14 protein-coding genes, 5 pseudogenes and 1 riboswitch are annotated in these 17,432 nt (G+C 58.1%); of the genes and pseudogenes, 10 read left to right on the forward strand and 9 right to left on the reverse strand.

What is annotated here, in order from left to right:
* The first annotated feature begins 253 nt into the window (after positions 1–253).
* Positions 254–463: a cell surface composition regulator GlgS gene (gene glgS, locus ABOC21_RS02880; RefSeq protein ID WP_095099573.1), complete on the forward strand. Its 210-nt coding sequence runs from the start codon at positions 254–256 to the stop codon at positions 461–463.
* A 31-nt stretch (positions 464–494) separates the two neighbouring features.
* On the opposite strand, the gene ubiK is transcribed toward glgS, so the two are convergent.
* A complete protein-coding gene (ubiK, locus tag ABOC21_RS02885) occupies positions 495–764 on the reverse strand; it encodes a ubiquinone biosynthesis accessory factor UbiK (RefSeq protein WP_426812377.1) in 270 nt (89 codons plus the stop codon).
* A 120-nt stretch (positions 765–884) separates the two neighbouring features.
* A riboswitch (FMN riboswitch) is annotated at positions 885–1,036 on the forward strand.
* 105 nt (positions 1,037–1,141) lie between these two features.
* Here ubiK and ribB point away from each other — a divergent pair.
* Positions 1,142–1,795: a 3,4-dihydroxy-2-butanone-4-phosphate synthase gene (ribB, locus tag ABOC21_RS02890; protein WP_045856843.1), complete on the forward strand. Its 654-nt coding sequence runs from the start codon at positions 1,142–1,144 to the stop codon at positions 1,793–1,795.
* A gap of 61 nt (positions 1,796–1,856) precedes the next feature.
* On the opposite strand, the pseudogene ABOC21_RS02895 reads toward ribB, so the two are convergent.
* Positions 1,857–1,952, reverse strand: a pseudogene (locus ABOC21_RS02895) (zinc transporter ZupT); the annotation flags it as partial.
* A 203-nt stretch (positions 1,953–2,155) separates the two neighbouring features.
* On the opposite strand from ABOC21_RS02895, the gene ygiD reads away from it, so the two are divergent.
* Positions 2,156–2,947 (forward strand): 4,5-DOPA dioxygenase extradiol, encoded by a 792-nt coding sequence (gene ygiD, locus ABOC21_RS02900; protein WP_426812378.1) that lies wholly within the window; start codon positions 2,156–2,158, stop codon positions 2,945–2,947.
* Between the two features lie 49 nt (positions 2,948–2,996).
* Here ygiD and ABOC21_RS02905 read toward each other — a convergent pair.
* From ABOC21_RS02905 to tolC, 3 genes and pseudogenes are all read right to left on the reverse strand, one after another.
* Positions 2,997–4,158: pseudogene (locus ABOC21_RS02905) on the reverse strand (glutathionylspermidine synthase family protein).
* 5 nt (positions 4,159–4,163) lie between these two features.
* A complete protein-coding gene (locus tag ABOC21_RS02910) occupies positions 4,164–4,832 on the reverse strand; it encodes a DUF1190 family protein (RefSeq protein WP_426812379.1) in 669 nt (222 codons plus the stop codon).
* Between the two features lie 171 nt (positions 4,833–5,003).
* Positions 5,004–6,478 (reverse strand): annotated as a pseudogene (tolC, locus tag ABOC21_RS02915) (outer membrane channel protein TolC).
* A gap of 195 nt (positions 6,479–6,673) precedes the next feature.
* On the opposite strand from tolC, the gene nudF reads away from it, so the two are divergent.
* The 5 genes and pseudogenes from nudF to parE all read left to right on the forward strand — a co-directional run bounded on the left by nudF (position 6,674) and on the right by parE (position 11,080).
* A complete protein-coding gene (nudF, locus tag ABOC21_RS02920; protein ID WP_426812380.1) occupies positions 6,674–7,306 on the forward strand; it encodes an ADP-ribose diphosphatase in 633 nt (210 codons plus the stop codon).
* Positions 7,303–7,725, forward strand: coding sequence for a DUF1249 family protein (locus tag ABOC21_RS02925; protein ID WP_041147275.1), 423 nt, complete (start codon positions 7,303–7,305; stop codon positions 7,723–7,725). Before nudF ends, ABOC21_RS02925 begins: the two co-directional genes overlap by 4 nt.
* A gap of 24 nt (positions 7,726–7,749) precedes the next feature.
* Entirely contained in the window at positions 7,750–8,577 is an 828-nt protein-coding gene (cpdA, locus tag ABOC21_RS02930) for a 3',5'-cyclic-AMP phosphodiesterase (protein WP_426812381.1), read from the forward strand.
* A complete protein-coding gene (gene yqiA / locus ABOC21_RS02935; RefSeq protein ID WP_045856855.1) occupies positions 8,577–9,152 on the forward strand; it encodes an esterase YqiA in 576 nt (191 codons plus the stop codon). The genes cpdA and yqiA overlap by 1 nt, the downstream gene beginning before the upstream one ends.
* Before the next feature lie 30 nt (positions 9,153–9,182).
* Positions 9,183–11,080 (forward strand): annotated as a pseudogene (gene parE, locus ABOC21_RS02940) (DNA topoisomerase IV subunit B).
* A gap of 92 nt (positions 11,081–11,172) precedes the next feature.
* On the opposite strand, the gene ABOC21_RS02945 reads toward parE, so the two are convergent.
* The 4 genes from ABOC21_RS02945 to qseB all read right to left on the reverse strand — a co-directional run bounded on the left by ABOC21_RS02945 (position 11,173) and on the right by qseB (position 14,216).
* Entirely contained in the window at positions 11,173–11,487 is a 315-nt protein-coding gene (locus ABOC21_RS02945) for a putative quinol monooxygenase (RefSeq protein WP_045856859.1), read from the reverse strand.
* A gap of 35 nt (positions 11,488–11,522) precedes the next feature.
* Positions 11,523–12,104 carry an NAD(P)H-dependent oxidoreductase gene (locus tag ABOC21_RS02950; protein ID WP_426812382.1) on the reverse strand — a complete coding sequence of 194 codons (582 nt, stop codon included), beginning with the start codon at positions 12,102–12,104 and terminating at the stop codon, positions 11,523–11,525.
* Between the two features lie 106 nt (positions 12,105–12,210).
* The gene (gene qseC / locus ABOC21_RS02955) at positions 12,211–13,560 is read right to left on the reverse strand and encodes a quorum sensing histidine kinase QseC (RefSeq protein WP_426812383.1); all 1,350 of its coding nucleotides are present in this window, start codon (positions 13,558–13,560) and stop codon (positions 12,211–12,213) included.
* The gene (qseB, locus tag ABOC21_RS02960; protein WP_426812384.1) at positions 13,557–14,216 is read right to left on the reverse strand and encodes a quorum sensing response regulator transcription factor QseB; all 660 of its coding nucleotides are present in this window, start codon (positions 14,214–14,216) and stop codon (positions 13,557–13,559) included. The genes qseC and qseB overlap by 4 nt, the downstream gene beginning before the upstream one ends.
* 151 nt (positions 14,217–14,367) lie before the next feature.
* On the opposite strand from qseB, the gene ABOC21_RS02965 reads away from it, so the two are divergent.
* Entirely contained in the window at positions 14,368–14,775 is a 408-nt protein-coding gene (locus ABOC21_RS02965; protein WP_426812385.1) for a YgiW/YdeI family stress tolerance OB fold protein, read from the forward strand.
* Positions 14,776–14,922: 147 nt separating this feature from the next.
* Positions 14,923–17,182, forward strand: a pseudogene (gene parC / locus ABOC21_RS02970) (DNA topoisomerase IV subunit A).
* Positions 17,183–17,432 lie beyond the last annotated feature (250 nt).

Below are 17,432 nucleotides of genomic sequence, written 5' to 3' on the forward strand. Positions count from 1 at the left end.
CCGAACGGTGGCTTGACGATGATCCCGATAAGCATGGCGCGATCGGGAAGGTAGCGAAAAAGTTGTACTTAAAGCGGCCCGCGATCGTCCGATCGCGGGCTTTTATTTATTTATTGATGATGGAAATGATTCAGCGCAAGAATTGTTCTTATTTTGCGCATTTTTCGCGCAAAAAAAGTTAACGTAAAGATAAATACTGAAGTCAGTAAAGCATATGACCACTCAGAACACCAACGGCTGAAGGAGTATGCGGATGAACCATAACGACCTGTATTCAATGAATAATTTTGACTTTTTGGCGCTGAGCTTTGCCAGAATGCGCGCGCAGGGCCACGTCGTTGATCTTGAGGCCATCGTCGGCAATATGGATGAGGACCATCGTGAATGGTTTTGCCAGCGGTACGAGCTCTACTGTCGTCAGGTCAGCCAGGCGGAGGCGCCGGCGCGAGAGCTGGAACACTAATACAACAACGGGCCTGATGGCCCGTTATTTTTTACAGCTTCTCTTCGGCGCCCGGCGCGGCCGAACGGCTTTCCAGATCGCTGATGCGCTGTTCGAGTAAAGCCAGCTTTTCGCGGGTGCGCAGCAGCACCTGAGTCTGCACGTCAAACTCTTCACGGCCTACCAGATCCAGGCGGGTCAGCTGCGACTGGAGCACCTGACGGATCTTTTTCTCCACGTCTTCCCCAAGGTCACGAAGGCCTTTCGGCATCGATTCATGGACCTGGCGGGCAATTTGTTCAATTTTTTTCGGGTCAATCATGGTGGTTTCCTGCTCTGATCGATTTAACGTCCATTGTAGTGCGATCGGCGCCGCCTATAAACCAGAAATGTTTGAAGCTTATGCATTGCCGAGGATAATCAATAGCGTTATAGTTATCCCGCTTATTCTCAGGGCGGGGCGAAATTCCCCACCGGCGGTAAATCAACCATAGCGTTGAAAGCCCGCGAGCGCTTTTTGCGAAAGCAGAAAGGTCAGCAGATCCGGTGTAATTCCGGGGCCGACGGTTAGAGTCCGGATGGGAGAGAGTAACGGCTCAGCCGGATTGCGATCCGCTTGCGTTGACTTTTGCCGCTTAACCGGCACTCCTAAGACTGCCCTGATTCTGGTAACCATAATTTTAATGAGGTTTTTTTACCATGAATCAGACGCTCCTTTCCTCTTTTGGTACCGCTTTTGAACGTGTGGAACACGCTTTAAATGCACTGCGCGAAGGCCGCGGTGTGATGGTGCTGGATGATGAAGATCGTGAAAATGAAGGCGATATGATTTTCGCCGCCGAAACCATGACCGTTGAGCAGATGGCGCTGACCATTCGCCACGGCAGCGGTATTGTTTGCCTGTGCCTGACCGATGAACGCCGCAAGCAGCTCGACCTGCCGATGATGGTGGAAAATAACACCAGCGCCTACGGCACCGGCTTCACCGTGACCATCGAAGCCGCGGAAGGCGTCACCACCGGCGTATCCGCAGCCGACCGCGTCACCACCGTGCGCGCCGCGATTGCCGATGGCGCAAAACCATCCGACCTGAATCGCCCTGGCCACGTATTCCCGCTGCGCGCCCAGGCGGGCGGCGTGTTAACCCGCGGCGGCCACACCGAAGCCACCATCGATCTGGTGACTCTCGCAGGTTTCAAGCCGGCTGGGGTTCTGTGTGAACTGACCAACGACGATGGCTCGATGGCTCGCGCGCCGCAGTGCATCGAATTTGCTCAGCAGCACAATATGGCGGTGGTCACCATTGAAGATCTGGTGGCCTATCGCCGCGAGCACGAGCGTAAAGCCAGCTGATTCGGCTTCGCTGTGCTCTAAACTAAAGCCCACTTAACCGTGGGCTTTGTTGTTTTTGGCGTTAGCCAACTCCCATCACCGACATGCCGCACAGCGCGCCATAGCCTGGGTTGCTTTGCGGATCGATCTCTTTTGCCGGCGGCATGAGCTCATCAACCGGGCAACGTCGACATCCCCTCGGCGCCCGGCGCGGCAGGGAGCATCTCCATCAGCGAGATAAGCAGCGAGAGGGAAACATGCCCTTTACCGCGGCTTACATTCAAATTTTCTGATGATGATCATCACGCTTATCTGAGTTTATCCTGCTGCAAAAACGCGTAATGTGAAGGCATCAAATCTCCTCTACTCAAGGATATCATCATGTCCCTTACCCGAATGCCGGCGTTGTTTTTAGGCCACGGCAGCCCGATGAACGTGCTGGAAGATAACATCTATACCCGCGCCTGGCGGCATCTGGGCGAAACCCTGCCGCGTCCGCGGGCGATTGTGGTGGTCTCCGCGCACTGGTTTACGCGCGGTACCGGCGTCACGGCGATGGAAGCGCCGAAAACGATCCACGATTTTGGCGGCTTCCCGCAGGCGCTGTACGATACGCACTATCCGGCTCCGGGCTCCCCTGAGCTGGCGCAGCGTCTGGTTGAGCTGCTGGCGCCTGTACCGGTGGCGCTGGATAAAGAAGCCTGGGGCTTCGACCACGGTTCGTGGGGCGTGCTCATCAAAATGTATCCGGATGCCGATATTCCGATGGTGCAGCTGAGCATCGACAGCGGCAAGCCGGCGGCCTGGCACCTGGAGATGGGGCGCAGGCTGGCGGCGCTGCGTGATGAGGGCATTATGCTGATTGCGAGCGGTAACGTGGTGCATAACCTGCGCACGGCGCGCTGGCATGGCGAGAGCACGCCGTATCCCTGGGCGGAGTCGTTTAACGAGTATGTGAAAACGAATCTGACCTGGAAAGGGCCGGCCGCGGAACATCCGCTGGTGAACTATCTGGCGCATGAGGGCGGGTCGCTGTCAAACCCGACGGCGGAACACTTCCTGCCGCTGCTGTACGTGCTGGGCGCCTGGGACGGCGAAGAGCCGATTTCCATACCGGTAGAAGGGATGGAAATGGGGTCGTTAAGCATGCTGTCAGTGCTGGTGGGCGCGTAGCGAGAAAGTGGAGACGCCCCGGCAGGCGCAGTGCTGCCGGGGCAGGATACTACTCGACGAAAATGTGCGGATAGAAACGTGAAAGATCCTGGGTGATCAGCGCCCGATCTTCGCGAACGCCGATCCCGGCTGGCTTATCGTCGATCAGCCAGCTGCCGATCAGCGTATAGCTATCGCCAAATTTCGGCAGCGGATAGAACTCCTGCACGATGGTCCCTTCTTCGCCGTACGGGCCTTCTACCGCTTCCAGCACCTTGCCGTTTTCAACGATCGACACGTTTGCGCCTTCGCGGGAGAAAATCGGCTTGATTACGTACTTCTCCATTTCGGGATGCGCGTCTTCGCTGAACCAGGATGCCAGCAGGTTAGGGTGGTTCGGGAACATCTTCCACAGCAGCGGCAGCAGCGCCTTGTTGGAGATAATGCTCTTCCATGCCGGCTCAAGCCAGCGTACGCCGGCGTCCTCCAGCTTGGTGGAGAAGACCTCGCGCAGCATATACTCCCACGGATAAAGCTTGAACAGATTGCCGATAACCTGATCCTGAACGTCGGTAAACTGGCCCTTTTCGCCCAGACCGATATCTTCGATATAGAGGAACTCGGTGGCGACGCCGGCTTCGGCAGCGCAGTCCTGCAGATACTGGACGGTACCGCGATCCTCTTCGGTATCGCGGCAGCACGCCATGTGCAGCAGTCTGGAAGCCAAACCGTTCGCGGAGCTCGGTAAAGCGCTCAATCAGCTTTTCCTGCAGGCTGTTGAACTGATCGCTGCCAGCCGGCAGCAGGCCGGCGTTGAGCTGATCTTCCAGCCAAATCCACTGAAAGAACGCCGCCTCATACAGCGAGGTTGGCGTATCGGCGTTGTTCTCCAGCAGCTTGGGCTCGCCAACGCCGTCCCACGCCAGGTCGAGGCGCGAATAGAGCGACGGCTGGTTAGTTTTCCACGACTGGCGCACGAAGCCCCAGGTGTGTTTGGGGATGCGGAATTTGGCCATCAGCTCATCGCTGCCGATCACGGTTTCCACCGCCTGCAGGCACATCTGATGCAGCTCGGCGGTAACGTCTTCCAGCTTCTCAACCTGCGCCAGGGTCAGCTTGTAATAGGCCTCTTCGCTCCAGTACGGCTCGCCGTACATGGTATGGAAGTTAAAGCCGTATTCGGTCGCCTTTTCGCGCCAGTCCGGGCGCTCCGTGATGCTGATTCTTTCCATGAGCGTTAGCCGCCCATTGAGCGCGAAGAAGAGGTGCCGGCGGCGCTACGCTGCATGGCGGACTGCTTCGCCACCGACTCGCCGAAACCGCCGCGGGTCACGGTGCTGGTGGTCGCTGGTTTTGGCGCCATCGCCGTCTTCGGTACGTTCATCGTACGGCCCGGCTGCGCGGCGCCGTAGCTCTTGCCGCCGGCATCGGTGTACTGACCATAGGCCGGGCTGGCCGGGTTTTTCGAGCTGAACAGCGGCTGCTGCGCGCCCATGCCGCCGCCCATCATGCGGCCCATCATGTAGCCGGCCATCAGCGGCATCCAGAAGCTGCCGCTGCTTTGCGCCTGGGCCTGATTTTCCGGCGCGACGCCTGCCTGAGCCGGCGCCTGCTGACACTGGCCTTCACCGAACTCCGCTACGCAATCTTCGCGGGTGGCGTATTTTGGCGCGGTACGTTCGGCTTCTTTGGTCGCGTTATTAAAGGCGGTTGTGCACTCTGCGCCTTTGCCAGGGTTGGCGGCGGTGCAGTCATCGGCATTTTGATACAGAGAAACCGTCTCGTCGCTTTTTTCGCAACCGGCGAGCATAAAGACGGCCGTCACGGCGAGCGCGACCGGCGTCAGATGGCGAGCGCTCCAGCTTTTGCGGAACGAGGCATGATTAATATTTTTTGTCCGTTTCATGTTTGTCTTCCTGGACCCAGTGGTATGGCGTTTTGTTAACGCTCAGGATAGAGGATGAGTGGTGGAAAATGAAGCGAAGAGGGGCGGAAAGCAGGGGATCTTTACGTTGCCTTACGTTTAGCGCTCCGCTTAACGGAATCCGTTACGCGGAGCGCGATGACGCAACGAAGATTACTGGCGGAAAGGATTCGCGCCGCTGGTTTTCGTGGTGCGGGTAGAAGCCGGCATTGCCGCTGGCGCCGCGCTGCCGCCGTAGCCGTCGGCGCTGGCGTCCTGCTGCGGGTTCTCCGGCGCAACGCTATCCGGTGAGGTGTCGACAGGTTTACCCAGGGTATTGTTCAGCGCAACCAGATCCTGCTCATTCAGGGTGCCGAGCGCGGACTTGATGTTCAGCTGGTTAATCAGATAGTTATAACGCGCGCTGGAGAGTCTGCTGCTTGGCGTTATACAGCGTAGTTGTCGCATCCAGCACGTCAACGATGGTACGCGTACCAACGGAATAGCCGGCTTCCATCGCATCCAGGGAGCTCTGGGCAGAGACCACCGCCTGTTTGTAGGCGTTGATGCTGCTGATTGAAGCATTGATGTTATTAAAGGAAGAGCGAACGGTCTGCACCACGGTGCGGTGCGAGCTTTCCAGCTGTTCGCTGGCGCCGACGAAGTTGTACTGCGCCTGTTTCACCTGCGAGTTAACCATTCCGCCCTGATACAGCGGCAGCGAGAAGCTCAGGCCGATTTTGTTCTGGCCCGCGTCGTTGTCGTTATACTGGTTGCTGTTATGGGTTTTTGAACCGCTATAAGAGGTGTTGGAGACGCCGGTGGAGGCGGTTAAATCCAGAGTCGGCAGATGGCCGTCCTGCGCCTGGCGAATTTGCTCACGCGCCAGATCCTGGTTCAGACGAGCCTGCAGCAGCGATAGGTTGCGGTTTTCCGCTTCTTTCAACAGCGCGTTCACCGTTTCCGGCTTGTTGGTTTTGAAGCCGTCAACGTTCAGCGACGACAGCTGCGGATAGTAGTTGCCAGTCACCTGACGCAGCGCTTCAACCGCGTTGTCGAGGTCGTTACGCGCGGTGACTTCGTTGGCCAGCACGGAGTCGTACTGGGAACGGGCGTTCTGCACGTCGGTAATGGCAACCAGGCCCACGTTAAAACGCTGGGTGGTCTGATCCAACTGACGATAGATCGCCTGCTTCTGCGCTTCGGTATAGGAGAGCGTATCGATGGCGCTCAGCACGTTAAAGTAGGCCGTCGCGGTGTTCAGAATCAGCGTTTGCTGGTCAGTCTGATAGGTAACATCCTGAATACCGGCCGCTTTTTCCTGCAGCGTCAGGGCACGCCATTTCGACATATCGAACAGCGTTTGCGTGAGCTGCAGCGAACCGCTGGTGACGTTCGAGTTAATGCCGTTGCTGTCGCGATAGCCATTGGTGTAAGTATAATCTGCACCCAGACCGAGGCTGAGGCAGTAACGGGCTACGTGCTTCGTTGATCTTTTCGAATGCAGCATCGCGATCGGCTGCTGATTTACGCAGGTCAGGATTGCTGATACGCGCCTGCTGATAAACCTGCATCAGGTTTTCTGCCTGGCTCATGGCGCTGAAGCCAGTCAGGCCCAGGCCGATAAGGATGGGGAAAAATTTCTTCATTTGCATTCCTTGTTGTGAAGCATAAAGCGCTGCCCAAAAGCTAAATATATCTGCTGATTGTATAGAGTCTGCCGCCGTAAAAAGTTGGCGTTACGTGCCATCCGGCGGTAATTTGCACCAATCTAACATACGGACTGTAAAACGGTAGCCAAACGGCTTATAAATCCCTACTTTCGAATTCGCAGGACACCGACAATGAGCAAGCCCAACAAGCAGGGAATTACCTTCGCTAAAAACGATGTAGAAATTATTGCACGCGAAACGCTTTATCGTGGTTTTTTTTCGCTGGATTTATACCGTTTTCGCCACCGTCTGTTTAACGGCGGGATGAGCGGCGAAGTGACGCGCGAAATTTTTGAGCGCGGGCATGCCGCTGTCTTGCTACCCTTTGACCCGATACGTGATGAAGTTGTGCTGGTCGAGCAGATTCGCATTGCCGCATATGACACCAGCGAGAGCCCGTGGCTGCTCGAAATGGTGGCCGGCATGATTGAAGAAGGCGAAACGCCTGAGGAGGTCGCCCGGCGTGAAGCGGTAGAAGAGGCGGGCCTTGACGTTGGGCGGACAAAGCCGGTGCTGAGCTATCTGGCGAGCCCCGGCGGCACCAGCGAGAGGCTGTCGATTCTGGTGGGGGAAGTCGATGCGACGACGGCAAAAGGCATTCACGGCCTGGCGGATGAAAATGAGGATATTCGGGTTCATGTGGTCAGCAGGGAGCAGGCTTATCAGTGGGTAGAAGAAGGGAAGATCGACAACGCAGCTTCTGTCATCGCGCTGCAATGGCTGCAGCTGCACTATCAAAATTTACGTAATGAGTGGTCAAAATGAAGCGTTATACGCCTGACTTCCCGGAAATGATGCGCCTGTGTGAAACCAATTTTGCCCAGTTGCGCCGCCTGCTGCCGCGAACCGATGCAGTGGGCGATATGGCGGGCTACCAGGTGGGCAGTGCGCAGTACCGGCTAACTATCGTTGAATCGACCCGCTACACTACACTGGTGTCGATTGAGCAAACGGCGCCGGCGGTAAGCTACTGGAGCTTACCGTCCATGACGGTACGCCTGTATCATGATGCGATGGTGGCCGAAGTGTGTTCGAGTCAGCAGATTTTTCGCTTCAAAGCGCGGTATGATTATCCTAATAAAAAGTTGCATCAACGCGACGAAAAGCATCAAATTAACCAGTTCTTAGCCGACTGGCTGAGATACTGTTTAGCACATGGAGCGATGGCGATTCCGGTTTGTTAGCGTCGTGAAACCTAAGGACACCATTTGGAAAGCCTGTTAAACCTTCCTTTGGCTGGTGAGGCCAGAGTCAGGATATTACAAATTACTGATACTCACCTGTTTGCTGAAAAACATGAAACGCTGTTAGGCATCAATACCTGGGAAAGCTATCAGGCCGTGCTGGAAGCCATCCACGCCTCGCAGCGCCAGTGCGATCTGATTGTCGCGACAGGCGATCTGGCACAGGACCACTCGGCCGCGGCCTATCAGCACTTCGCTGAGGGTATCGCGAGTTTTACTGCGCCCTGCGTCTGGCTGCCGGGCAATCATGATTTTCAGCCGGCAATGTACAGCACGCTGCAGGAATCAGGCATTTCCTCCGCCAAGCGCGTTCTGCTCGGCGACCGCTGGCAAATACTGCTGCTGGACAGCCAGGTATTCGGCGTTCCCCACGGCGAGTTGAGCGATTTTCAGCTGGAGTGGCTTGAGAACAAGCTCGCGGCAGAACCTGAACGCTATACGCTGCTGCTGCTGCATCATCATCCTCTCGCCTCTGGCTGCAGCTGGCTGGATCAGCATAGCCTGCGCAACGCCGCGGCGCTCGATCGCACGCTAGCCGCTTTTCCCCGCGTCAGGCATCTGCTGTGCGGCCATATTCATCAGGAGCTGGATCTCAACTGGGGCGGACGACGCATGATGGCTACGCCGTCAACCTGCGTGCAGTTTAAGCCGCACTGCGACAACTTTACGCTGGATACCGTTTCCCCCGGCTGGCGCTGGCTGGATCTGCATCCAGATGGCACCCTGACGACCGAAGTTTGCCGCCTTAGCGGCGTGAAATTTCACCCTGATATCGCTTCAGAAGGATACTGATGGCTACGCTCCTCTATCTGCACGGATTTAATAGCTCTCCGCGGTCGGCCAAAGCGACGGCGCTGAAGGCGTGGCTGGCGCAAAATTATCCTGAAATTAACATGGTGGTGCCGGAGCTGCCGGTTTACCCCGCTGAAGCGGCGGAGCTGCTGGAAGCGATTGTTCTCGAACACGGCGGAGAACCGCTGGGCGTCGTGGGCTCCTCGCTGGGAGGCTACTACGCAACCTGGCTATCGCAGTGTTTTATGCTGCCAACTGTGGTTGTAAACCCGGCCGTGCGCCCGTTTGAGCTGCTGAACAATTTCCTCGGCCTCAATGAGAATCCGTACACGGGGCAGCAATATGTGCTAGAGTCTCGCCATATTTACGATCTCAAAGTCATGCAAATCGACCCGCTGGAATCGCCTGATTTACTCTGGCTGTTGCAGCAAACGGGCGATGAGGTGCTGGATTATCGCCAGGCCGTTGGCTACTACGCCTCATGCCGGCAGACGGTAGAGGAGGGCGGCAATCATGCATTTGTCGGCTTTGAAGATCATTTCACTCAGATTATCGATTTTCTGGGCCTGCGCTAAGCATCCCTGGACGACCTACGAATACACACCATGACGCAATCTTCATACAACGCTGATGCCATTGAGGTACTCACCGGGTTAGAGCCGGTTCGCCGCCGCCCGGGAATGTACACCGACACGACACGTCCTAACCATCTTGGTCAGGAAGTTATTGATAACAGTGTGGATGAAGCACTGGGCGGCCACGCCAAACGCGTGGAGGTCATTCTTCATGCCGATCAATCGCTGGAGGTTATCGACGACGGGCGTGGCATGCCGGTCGATATCCATCCTGAAGAAGGGGTTCCGGCGGTTGAGCTGATCATGTGTCGGCTGCACGCGGGCGGCAAGTTTTCCGGCAAGAACTACCAGTTCTCCGGCGGCCTGCACGGGGTGGGGATTTCGGTGGTCAACGCCCTGTCGAAGCGCGTTGAGGTTAACGTACGCCGCGACGGCCAGGTCTACAGCATTGCGTTTGAGAACGGCGATAAGGTCGAGGATCTGCACGTTACCGGTACCTGCGGTAAGCGTAACACCGGTACCAGCGTGCACTTCTGGCCGGATGAAAGCTTCTTCGATAGCCCGCGCTTCTCCGTATCGCGCCTGACCCATTTGCTCAAAGCCAAAGCCGTACTGTGCCCCGGCGTGGAGATCGTCTTCCGTGACCTGGTGAACAACAGCGAGCAGCGCTGGTGCTATGAAGATGGCCTGACGGACTATCTGCGCGAAGCGGTGAACGGCCTGCCGCTGCTGCCGGAACAGCCGTTCGTCGGCAACTTCTCCGGTGAAACCGAAGCGGTCGACTGGGCGCTGCTGTGGCTGCCGGAAGGCGGCGAGCTGCTAACCGAAAGCTACGTCAACCTGATCCCGACCATGCAGGGCGGGACGCACGTTAACGGCCTGCGTCAGGGCCTGCTGGAGGCCATGCGCGAGTTCTGCGAATATCGCAATATTCTGCCGCGCGGCGTCAAGCTCTCGGCGGAGGATATCTGGGATCGCTGCGCCTACGTGCTGTCGGTGAAAATGCAGGATCCGCAGTTCGCCGGCCAGACCAAAGAGCGCCTCTCCTCGCGCCAGTGCGCGGCCTTCGTCTCCGGCGTGGTAAAAGACGCCTTCAGCCTGTGGCTGAACCAGAACGTCCAGGCCGCGGAGTCTGCTGGCCGAAATGGCGATTTCCAGCGCCCAGCGCCGGATGCGCGCGGCTAAGAAGGTGGTGCGTAAGAAGCTGACCAGCGGCCCCGCGCTGCCGGGCAAGCTGGCGGACTGCACCGCCCAGGATCTCAACCGTACCGAGCTGTTCCTCGTAGAAGGCGACTCGGCGGGCGGGTCTGCCAAGCAGGCGCGCGACCGCGAGTATCAGGCGATCATGCCGCTGAAGGGCAAGATCCTCAATACCTGGGAGGTCTCTTCGGATGAAGTGCTGGCCTCGCAGGAGGTGCACGATATTTCGGTGGCGATCGGTATCGATCCGGATAGCGATGATTTGAGCCAGGCTGCGCTACGGCAAGATCTGTATCCTCGCGGATGCGGACTCCGACGGCCTGCACATCGCCACGCTGCTCTGCGCGCTGTTCGTTAAGCACTTCCGCACGCTGGTCAAGCATGGGCACGTCCACGTGGCGCTGCCGCCGCTGTACCGCATTGACCTCGGCAAAGAGGTTTACTACGCGCTGACGGAAGAAGAGAAAGCCGGGGTGCTTGAGCAGCTCAAGCGCAAGAAGGGTAAACCGAACGTACAACGCTTTAAAGGGCTGGGCGAAATGAACCCGATGCAGCTGCGTGAAACCACGCTTGACCCTAACACCCGCCGTCTGGTTCAGCTGATTATCAGCGATGAGGACGAGCAGCAGACCACCGCGATGATGGATATGCTGTTAGCCAAGAAGCGCTCGGAAGATCGCCGCAACTGGCTGCAGGAAAAAGGCGATATGGCGGATATTGAAGCCTGAGCCGGCTGACGGCAGGCATCGTACAAAAAAGGGAGCCTCTGGCTCCCTTTTTGCTGGCCGCAATCCTGCCGGCCGTTGGTTCACATCTTTGCTTAAACCCCGGGCTGCAGGATACGAATGCTGACTTCCAGCACGTCGCCCTTCACCGCTTCGCCGTGGGCTTTCATATGCGGAGTTTGCAGGTGCGCTTCGAGATGCGCCACGCTTTCCCACAGCTCGACCATCACGATGGAATCGGGCGAGGTGCTCTGAAAGCTGACGCCTGCGGCATGGTCGATCATCGGCGTGTAGCCGTGGCAGCCCTCTTCCTGTAAAACCAGCGGAATCGTTTTGGCGAACTGATCCAGCACCGCCTGGCGATGGTGCTGGCCAGGACGGGTGCGAATTTCTGCAATCACTGTCAACATGATGTACTCAACTCCTTCTGTATATAGACCTTTAGTTAACCAAAAATCTGCGCCAGATGCTTGCGATATTCTGCGATGTAATGCGGAACATCAGGCATTTTAATCACGTCGTTAGCGATAAAGGTCGGCAGGGCGGTCATGCCGAGGAACTGGTTGGCCTTGTGGAACGGCAGGTAAACGCCGTCAACGCCGACGCCGTGGAAGAACTGCGCTTCATCGGTAAAGGCATCCATCGGCGCGTTCCAGGTCAGGGAGAGCATGTAGCGTTTGCCCTGAATTAAACCGCCTGAGCCATATTTTTTGCCGGCATCGGAGCGGGTGCGGCCATCGCTGGAGTACAGCGAGCCGTGGCCTTCGGTGAAGACATCATCGATGTACTTTTTCACGGTCCAGGGCGCGCCCATCCACCAGCCCGGCATTTGCCAGATAATGACGTCGGCCCAGAGGAAATTTTGTACTTCTGCTTTCACGTCGTATTCGCTTTCGGCACGGACGATTTTAACATCATGCCCGGCGTCGCGCAGATAACCATCCGCGACCTCGGTCAGGGTGTCGTTTAGCTGGCCGTTAGAGTGGGCGAATTTTTTTGCCCCGTTGATAATCAGAATGTTGCTCATTTTTTACCCCTGGCGTTTCAATTTTGTCGGCTATTTTAGCCCACCGGCCAGGGCGGTAAAATGAGCGAAATGTGCAAAGTCTTTTGCTTTTTTAGCAATAATCCCGCTACCAGACGACCCGCGCCTCAAAGCCGCCGCCGGGGGCGTTATCGAAGGTAATCGTCATGCTGTGCAGGGCGGCGATGCGGCGGACGATAGATAGCCCCAGCCCGCTGCCCGGCTCATCCTGGCCGGGAGGGCGATAAAAGCGCTCGCCGATACGCGCCAGCGCTTCGGCGCTGATGCCCGGGCCGTTATCGCAAACGCGAAACCCGCGGGCGTCGAGGATGATATCCACCCGGCTTCCGCGCGGGCTGTAGCGTACGGCGTTATCCAGCAGGTTACGCACCAGCAGGCCAAGCAGCAGCGGTTGACCCACGCGCGTCACCTTCGCGGCGTGCGGATGCAGGCGGAGCTCAACGCCCGCCTGCTGCGCCGGATGGTACATCTCCATCACCGCTGACTGCAGCAGCTCGTCGATGGCGACGCTATCCACGTCTTCGAGCGCGGCCAGGGAGTCGAGGCGCGACAGCGTCAGCAGCTGATCGACCAGCCGGGTAGCGCGATCGATCCCGACGTGCAGCTGCGCCAGCGCCCTTTCACGGCCCTGCGGGTCGTCCATTGACAGCTGGGCCACCTCGGTTTGCACCTTCAGCGCCGCCAGCGGGCTACGCAGCTCGTGGGCGGCGTCTGAGGTAAAGCGGCGCTCGCGGATCATAGCGTCGTGAGTTCGGGCAAACAGCTGATCCAGCGCATCGACCAGCGGGCGGACCTCGCTGGGGATCCTGGCGACGTTAAGCGATTCTGCCGAATCCGGCGCGCGCAGGCGCAGGGTGCGGGCGAGCCGCTTGAGCGGCGCCAGCTCCCGGCTGAGCAGGACGATCAGCAGCAGAAACATCAGCGGCAGAGCCACCAGCCAGGGAGTCAGCTGCGAGCTGACGATATCCAGCGCCATCTCCCGGCGGTAGTCCCACTCCTGGCCGACGACAATGCGGTAGCGGCCGTCGGCGGTGGTGAGCTGCAGGAAGCGCCACTCATCATCATCGTTATGCAGGTAGCCGTCGCTGAAGCCTTCCCGTCGCTTATCCCCCGGAATATCCTCGCCGTTTTCGCTATCGTGCAGCACCATTTTGCCGTCGGCGCTAAAAATGGCGAAGGCCAGCGCGTCGTCGTCAAGGTGGCCATGCCTGACCTTCTTTTTCGTCCGCACCTGCGGGGGAGAAGTATGCAGCTCGTCGAAATTCATCGCGCTCAGACGACGGGCAAACAGCAGCTGCTGGGTATCAAACAGCTTATCCAACTGGTGGGTGGTCTGCTGCCAGGCAATAAACGAGGCGCTTCCCCAGGCCAGGCCGGTGAGCAGGAAAAAAAGCAGCGTCAGGCGAACGCGCAGGCTTAGCCGACCCAGCCGCTTCATGCGTCCCCCAGGGTGTAGCCAATGCCGTGGACGGTGCGGATAAACTCGCTGCCGAGCTTGCGGCGCAGATGGTGTACGTGGACCTCCACGGCGTTGCTGGAGACATCGTCGTCCCAGCTATAGAGCTTTTCTTCAATGAGTTTACGCGGCAGCACGCGCCCGGCGTTACGCATCAGCAGTTCGAGCAGGGCGAACTCTTTGGGCTTCAGCGCCAGCGGCTCCCCCGCGAGGGTGACCGTCAGGCGGCCGGGGTCGAGAGTGACGTTGCCGTGGCGCAGTTCGCTGCTGCTCTGGCCGTGGGCGCGACGCACCAGCGCTTCGAGGCGGGCAGCGACCTCAATAAGCGCGAAAGGCTTACACAGATAGTCATCGGCGCCGAGCCGCAGCCCCTCAACCCGCTGGCTGAGCGCATCGCGCGCGGTGAGGATCAGCACCGGCTGGTGGTGACCTTTATCGCGCCATTCGCGCAGGATATCGAGACCGTCGATGCCGGGCAGCGTCAGATCGAGGATGACCGCGTCATAGGGGGCGGCGTAGAGCGCGGCTTTTCCCTCTTCGCCGCGGGTGAACCAGTCGAGGCTGAAGCCCATTTTACTCAGCCCGGCCTTGATGCCGTCGCCGATGAGTTTGTCGTCTTCCACCAGTAAAATACGCATTGGCCTGCTCCTGTGGCTCGCGGATATACGCGCAGTAAAACGCGTTGCGGCGCCCTCTGTACAGCAATAAAATTTCTTTTTCCCGCTTAAGAAGTTGTTAAGTTTTGCCAGCTTTAATGGTGGCGATATCAACATCAAGGGAGAACACATCATGAAGAAAATCGCCGCAATGACCGCGATCGTTGCTTTAGTTTCTATGCCGGTACTGGCTGCCGAACCGGGTGGTTTCTCCGGCCCTGGTGCAACGCAACCCAGCCAGAGCGCCGCGCAAAAGGGCGGCTTTATTGGCCCGAACGGCAGCGTGACGACGGTAGAGAATGCGAAATCCCTGCGCGACGATGCCTGGGTGACCCTGCGCGGTAAAATCGTTGAGCGTATTTCCGACGACCTGTACAAATTTCAGGATGCTTCCGGCACGGTGAATGTCGATATTGACCACAAGCGCTGGAATGGCGTCACCGTGACGCCGAAGGATACGGTGGAAATTCAGGGTGAGGTCGATAAGGACTGGAACTCGGTAGAAATCGACGTGAAGCAGCTAAGCAAAGTCGCCCCGTAAAGCCTCTGAGCGGGGCGCCGCTGCCGCTCCGCATAGCAGAATTCTCAACCGGTCTAACGCCCTGTGACTCAGGGCGTTAGATAGGGTATTATCGCGGGTAGTTTTGCCGCCCGAACGGTCGGTACGCAGATTGAGGATTCACGATTAATGAGCGATATGGCAGAGCGCCTTGCGCTGCATGAATTTACGGAAAACGCCTACCTGAACTATTCCATGTACGTCATCATGGACAGGGCGTTGCCGTTCATTGGCGATGGCCTGAAACCGGTCCAGCGGCGCATCGTTTATGCGATGTCCGAACTGGGTCTGAACGCCAGCGCTAAATTCAAAAAATCCGCCCGCACCGTCGGCGACGTGCTGGGTAAATATCACCCGCACGGCGATAGCGCCTGCTATGAGGCAATGGTGCTGATGGCGCAGCCGTTCTCTTACCGCTACCCGCTGGTGGACGGTCAGGGCAACTGGGGCGCCCCGGACGATCCCAAATCCTTCGCCGCGATGCGTTATACCGAATCCCGCCTGTCAAAGTATGCGGAGCTGCTGCTGGGCGAGCTGGGTCAGGGAACCGTTGACTGGGTGCCTAACTTTGACGGTACGATGCAGGAGCCGAAAATGCTGCCTGCGCGTTTGCCGAATATTCTGCTCAACGGCACCACCGGTATCGCCGTCGGGATGGCAACCGATATTCCGCCGCACAACCTGCGCGAAGTGGCCAAAGCGGCCATCGCCCTGATTGAAAAGCCGCAGACTTCGCTCGACGAGCTGCTGGATATCGTTCACGGACCGGATTACCCCACCGAAGCTGAAATCATTACCCCGCGCGCCGAGATCCGCAAAATCTATCAGAACGGCCGCGGCTCGGTGCGCATGCGCGCGGTGTGGAAGAAAGAGGACGGCGCGGTGGTGATTAACGCGCTGCCGCATCAGGTTTCCGGCGCCCGCGTGCTGGAGCAAATCGCCGCCCAGATGCGTAATAAAAAGCTGCCGATGGTTGACGATCTGCGCGACGAGTCGGATCACGAAAACCCGACCCGTCTGGTGATCGTCCCGCGCTCTAATCGCGTGGATATGGATCAGGTCATGAACCACCTGTTCGCGACCACCGATCTCGAAAAAAGCTACCGCATCAACCTGAACATGATTGGCCTGGACAACCGCCCGGCGGTCAAAAACCTGCTGGAGATCCTGACGGAGTGGCTCACCTTCCGTCGCGATACCGTCCGTCGCCGCCTGAACTATCGTCTGGAGAAGGTGCTCAAGCGCCTGCACATCCTTGAGGGTTTGCTGGTTGCGTTCCTGAACATCGATGAAGTCATCGAAATCATCCGCCGTGAAGATGAGCCCAAGCCGGCGCTGATGTCGCGCTTTGGCATCAGCGAAACGCAGGCGGAAGCGATCCTCGAACTGAAGCTGCGTCATCTTGCTAAGCTGGAAGAGATGAAAATCCGCGGCGAGCAGGGCGAACTGGAAAAAGAGCGCGATAATCTGCAGGCTATTCTGGCGTCCGAGCGCAAAATGAATAACCTGCTGAAGAGAGAGCTGCAGGCCGACGCCGACACGTTTGGCGACGACCGTCGTTCGCCGCTGCGCGAGCGTGAAGAAGCGAAGGCGATGAGCGAGCACGATATGCTGCCGTCCGAGCCGGTAACCATCGTGCTGTCGCAAATGGGCTGGGTGCGCAGCGCCAAAGGCCACGACATTGACGCTCAGGGGCTAAGCTATAAAGCCGGCGACAGCTGGAAAGCCTCGTCGAAGGGCAAGAGCAATCAGCCGGTGGTGTTTATTGATACCACCGGGCGCAGCTACGCCATCGACCCGATTACGCTGCCGTCGGCCCGCGGCCAGGGCGAGCCGATTACCGGCAAGCTCACGCTGCCGCCGGGCGCCAGCGTCGAACATATGCTGATGGAAGGCGACGACCAGAAGCTGCTGATGGCCTCCGACGCCGGCTACGGCTTTGTCTGCACCTTCAACGACCTCATCGCGCGCAACCGCGCCGGTAAGGCGCTGATCTCGCTGCCGGAAAATGCGCGGGTGATGCCGCCGCTGGTGATTGAAGACGAGTCCGATATGCTGCTGGCCATTACTTCTGCCGGGCGCATGCTGATGTTCCCGGTCAGCGATCTGCCGCAGTCTGTCGAAAGGCAAGGGCAATAAAATTATCAATATTCCGTCTGCGGATGCCGCTTCCGGGCAGGATGGCCTGGCGTATCTGTTCGTCCTGCCGCCGCAGAGTACGCTGACCATCCACGTCGGCAAACGCAAGATCAAACTGCGTCCGGAAGAGCTGCAAAAAGTCACCGGCGAGCGCGGTCGCCGCGGTTCGCTGATGCGCGGGCTGCAGAAAATCGATCGCGTGGACGTTGATTCGCCTCATCGCGCCTCGGCGGGCGATAGCGAAGAGTAATATGGGCATCCTCCTCCACGGGGGAGGGTGTTAACATTTGCCGCCAAACCGTTGTTTATTCGGTCGTTGCGATTAACAATAGACGCAAAATCATTCAAGATATGCCGGGTGGTCAGTCGCTCCCGGCGTCTTCAACGGGCGAATAACGAATCTGTATCCTGATTAATACCCGCGGCGGCCCGCAAGGGTCGGAGAGCGCAGCCTGCGGTATCACGGGTATTATTTTCAGCGGTTTGGGTTTTAGAGGTAG

Source organism: Klebsiella sp. WOUb02 (assembly GCF_050058015.1).
Classification (GTDB): Bacteria; Pseudomonadota; Gammaproteobacteria; order Enterobacterales; family Enterobacteriaceae; genus Klebsiella.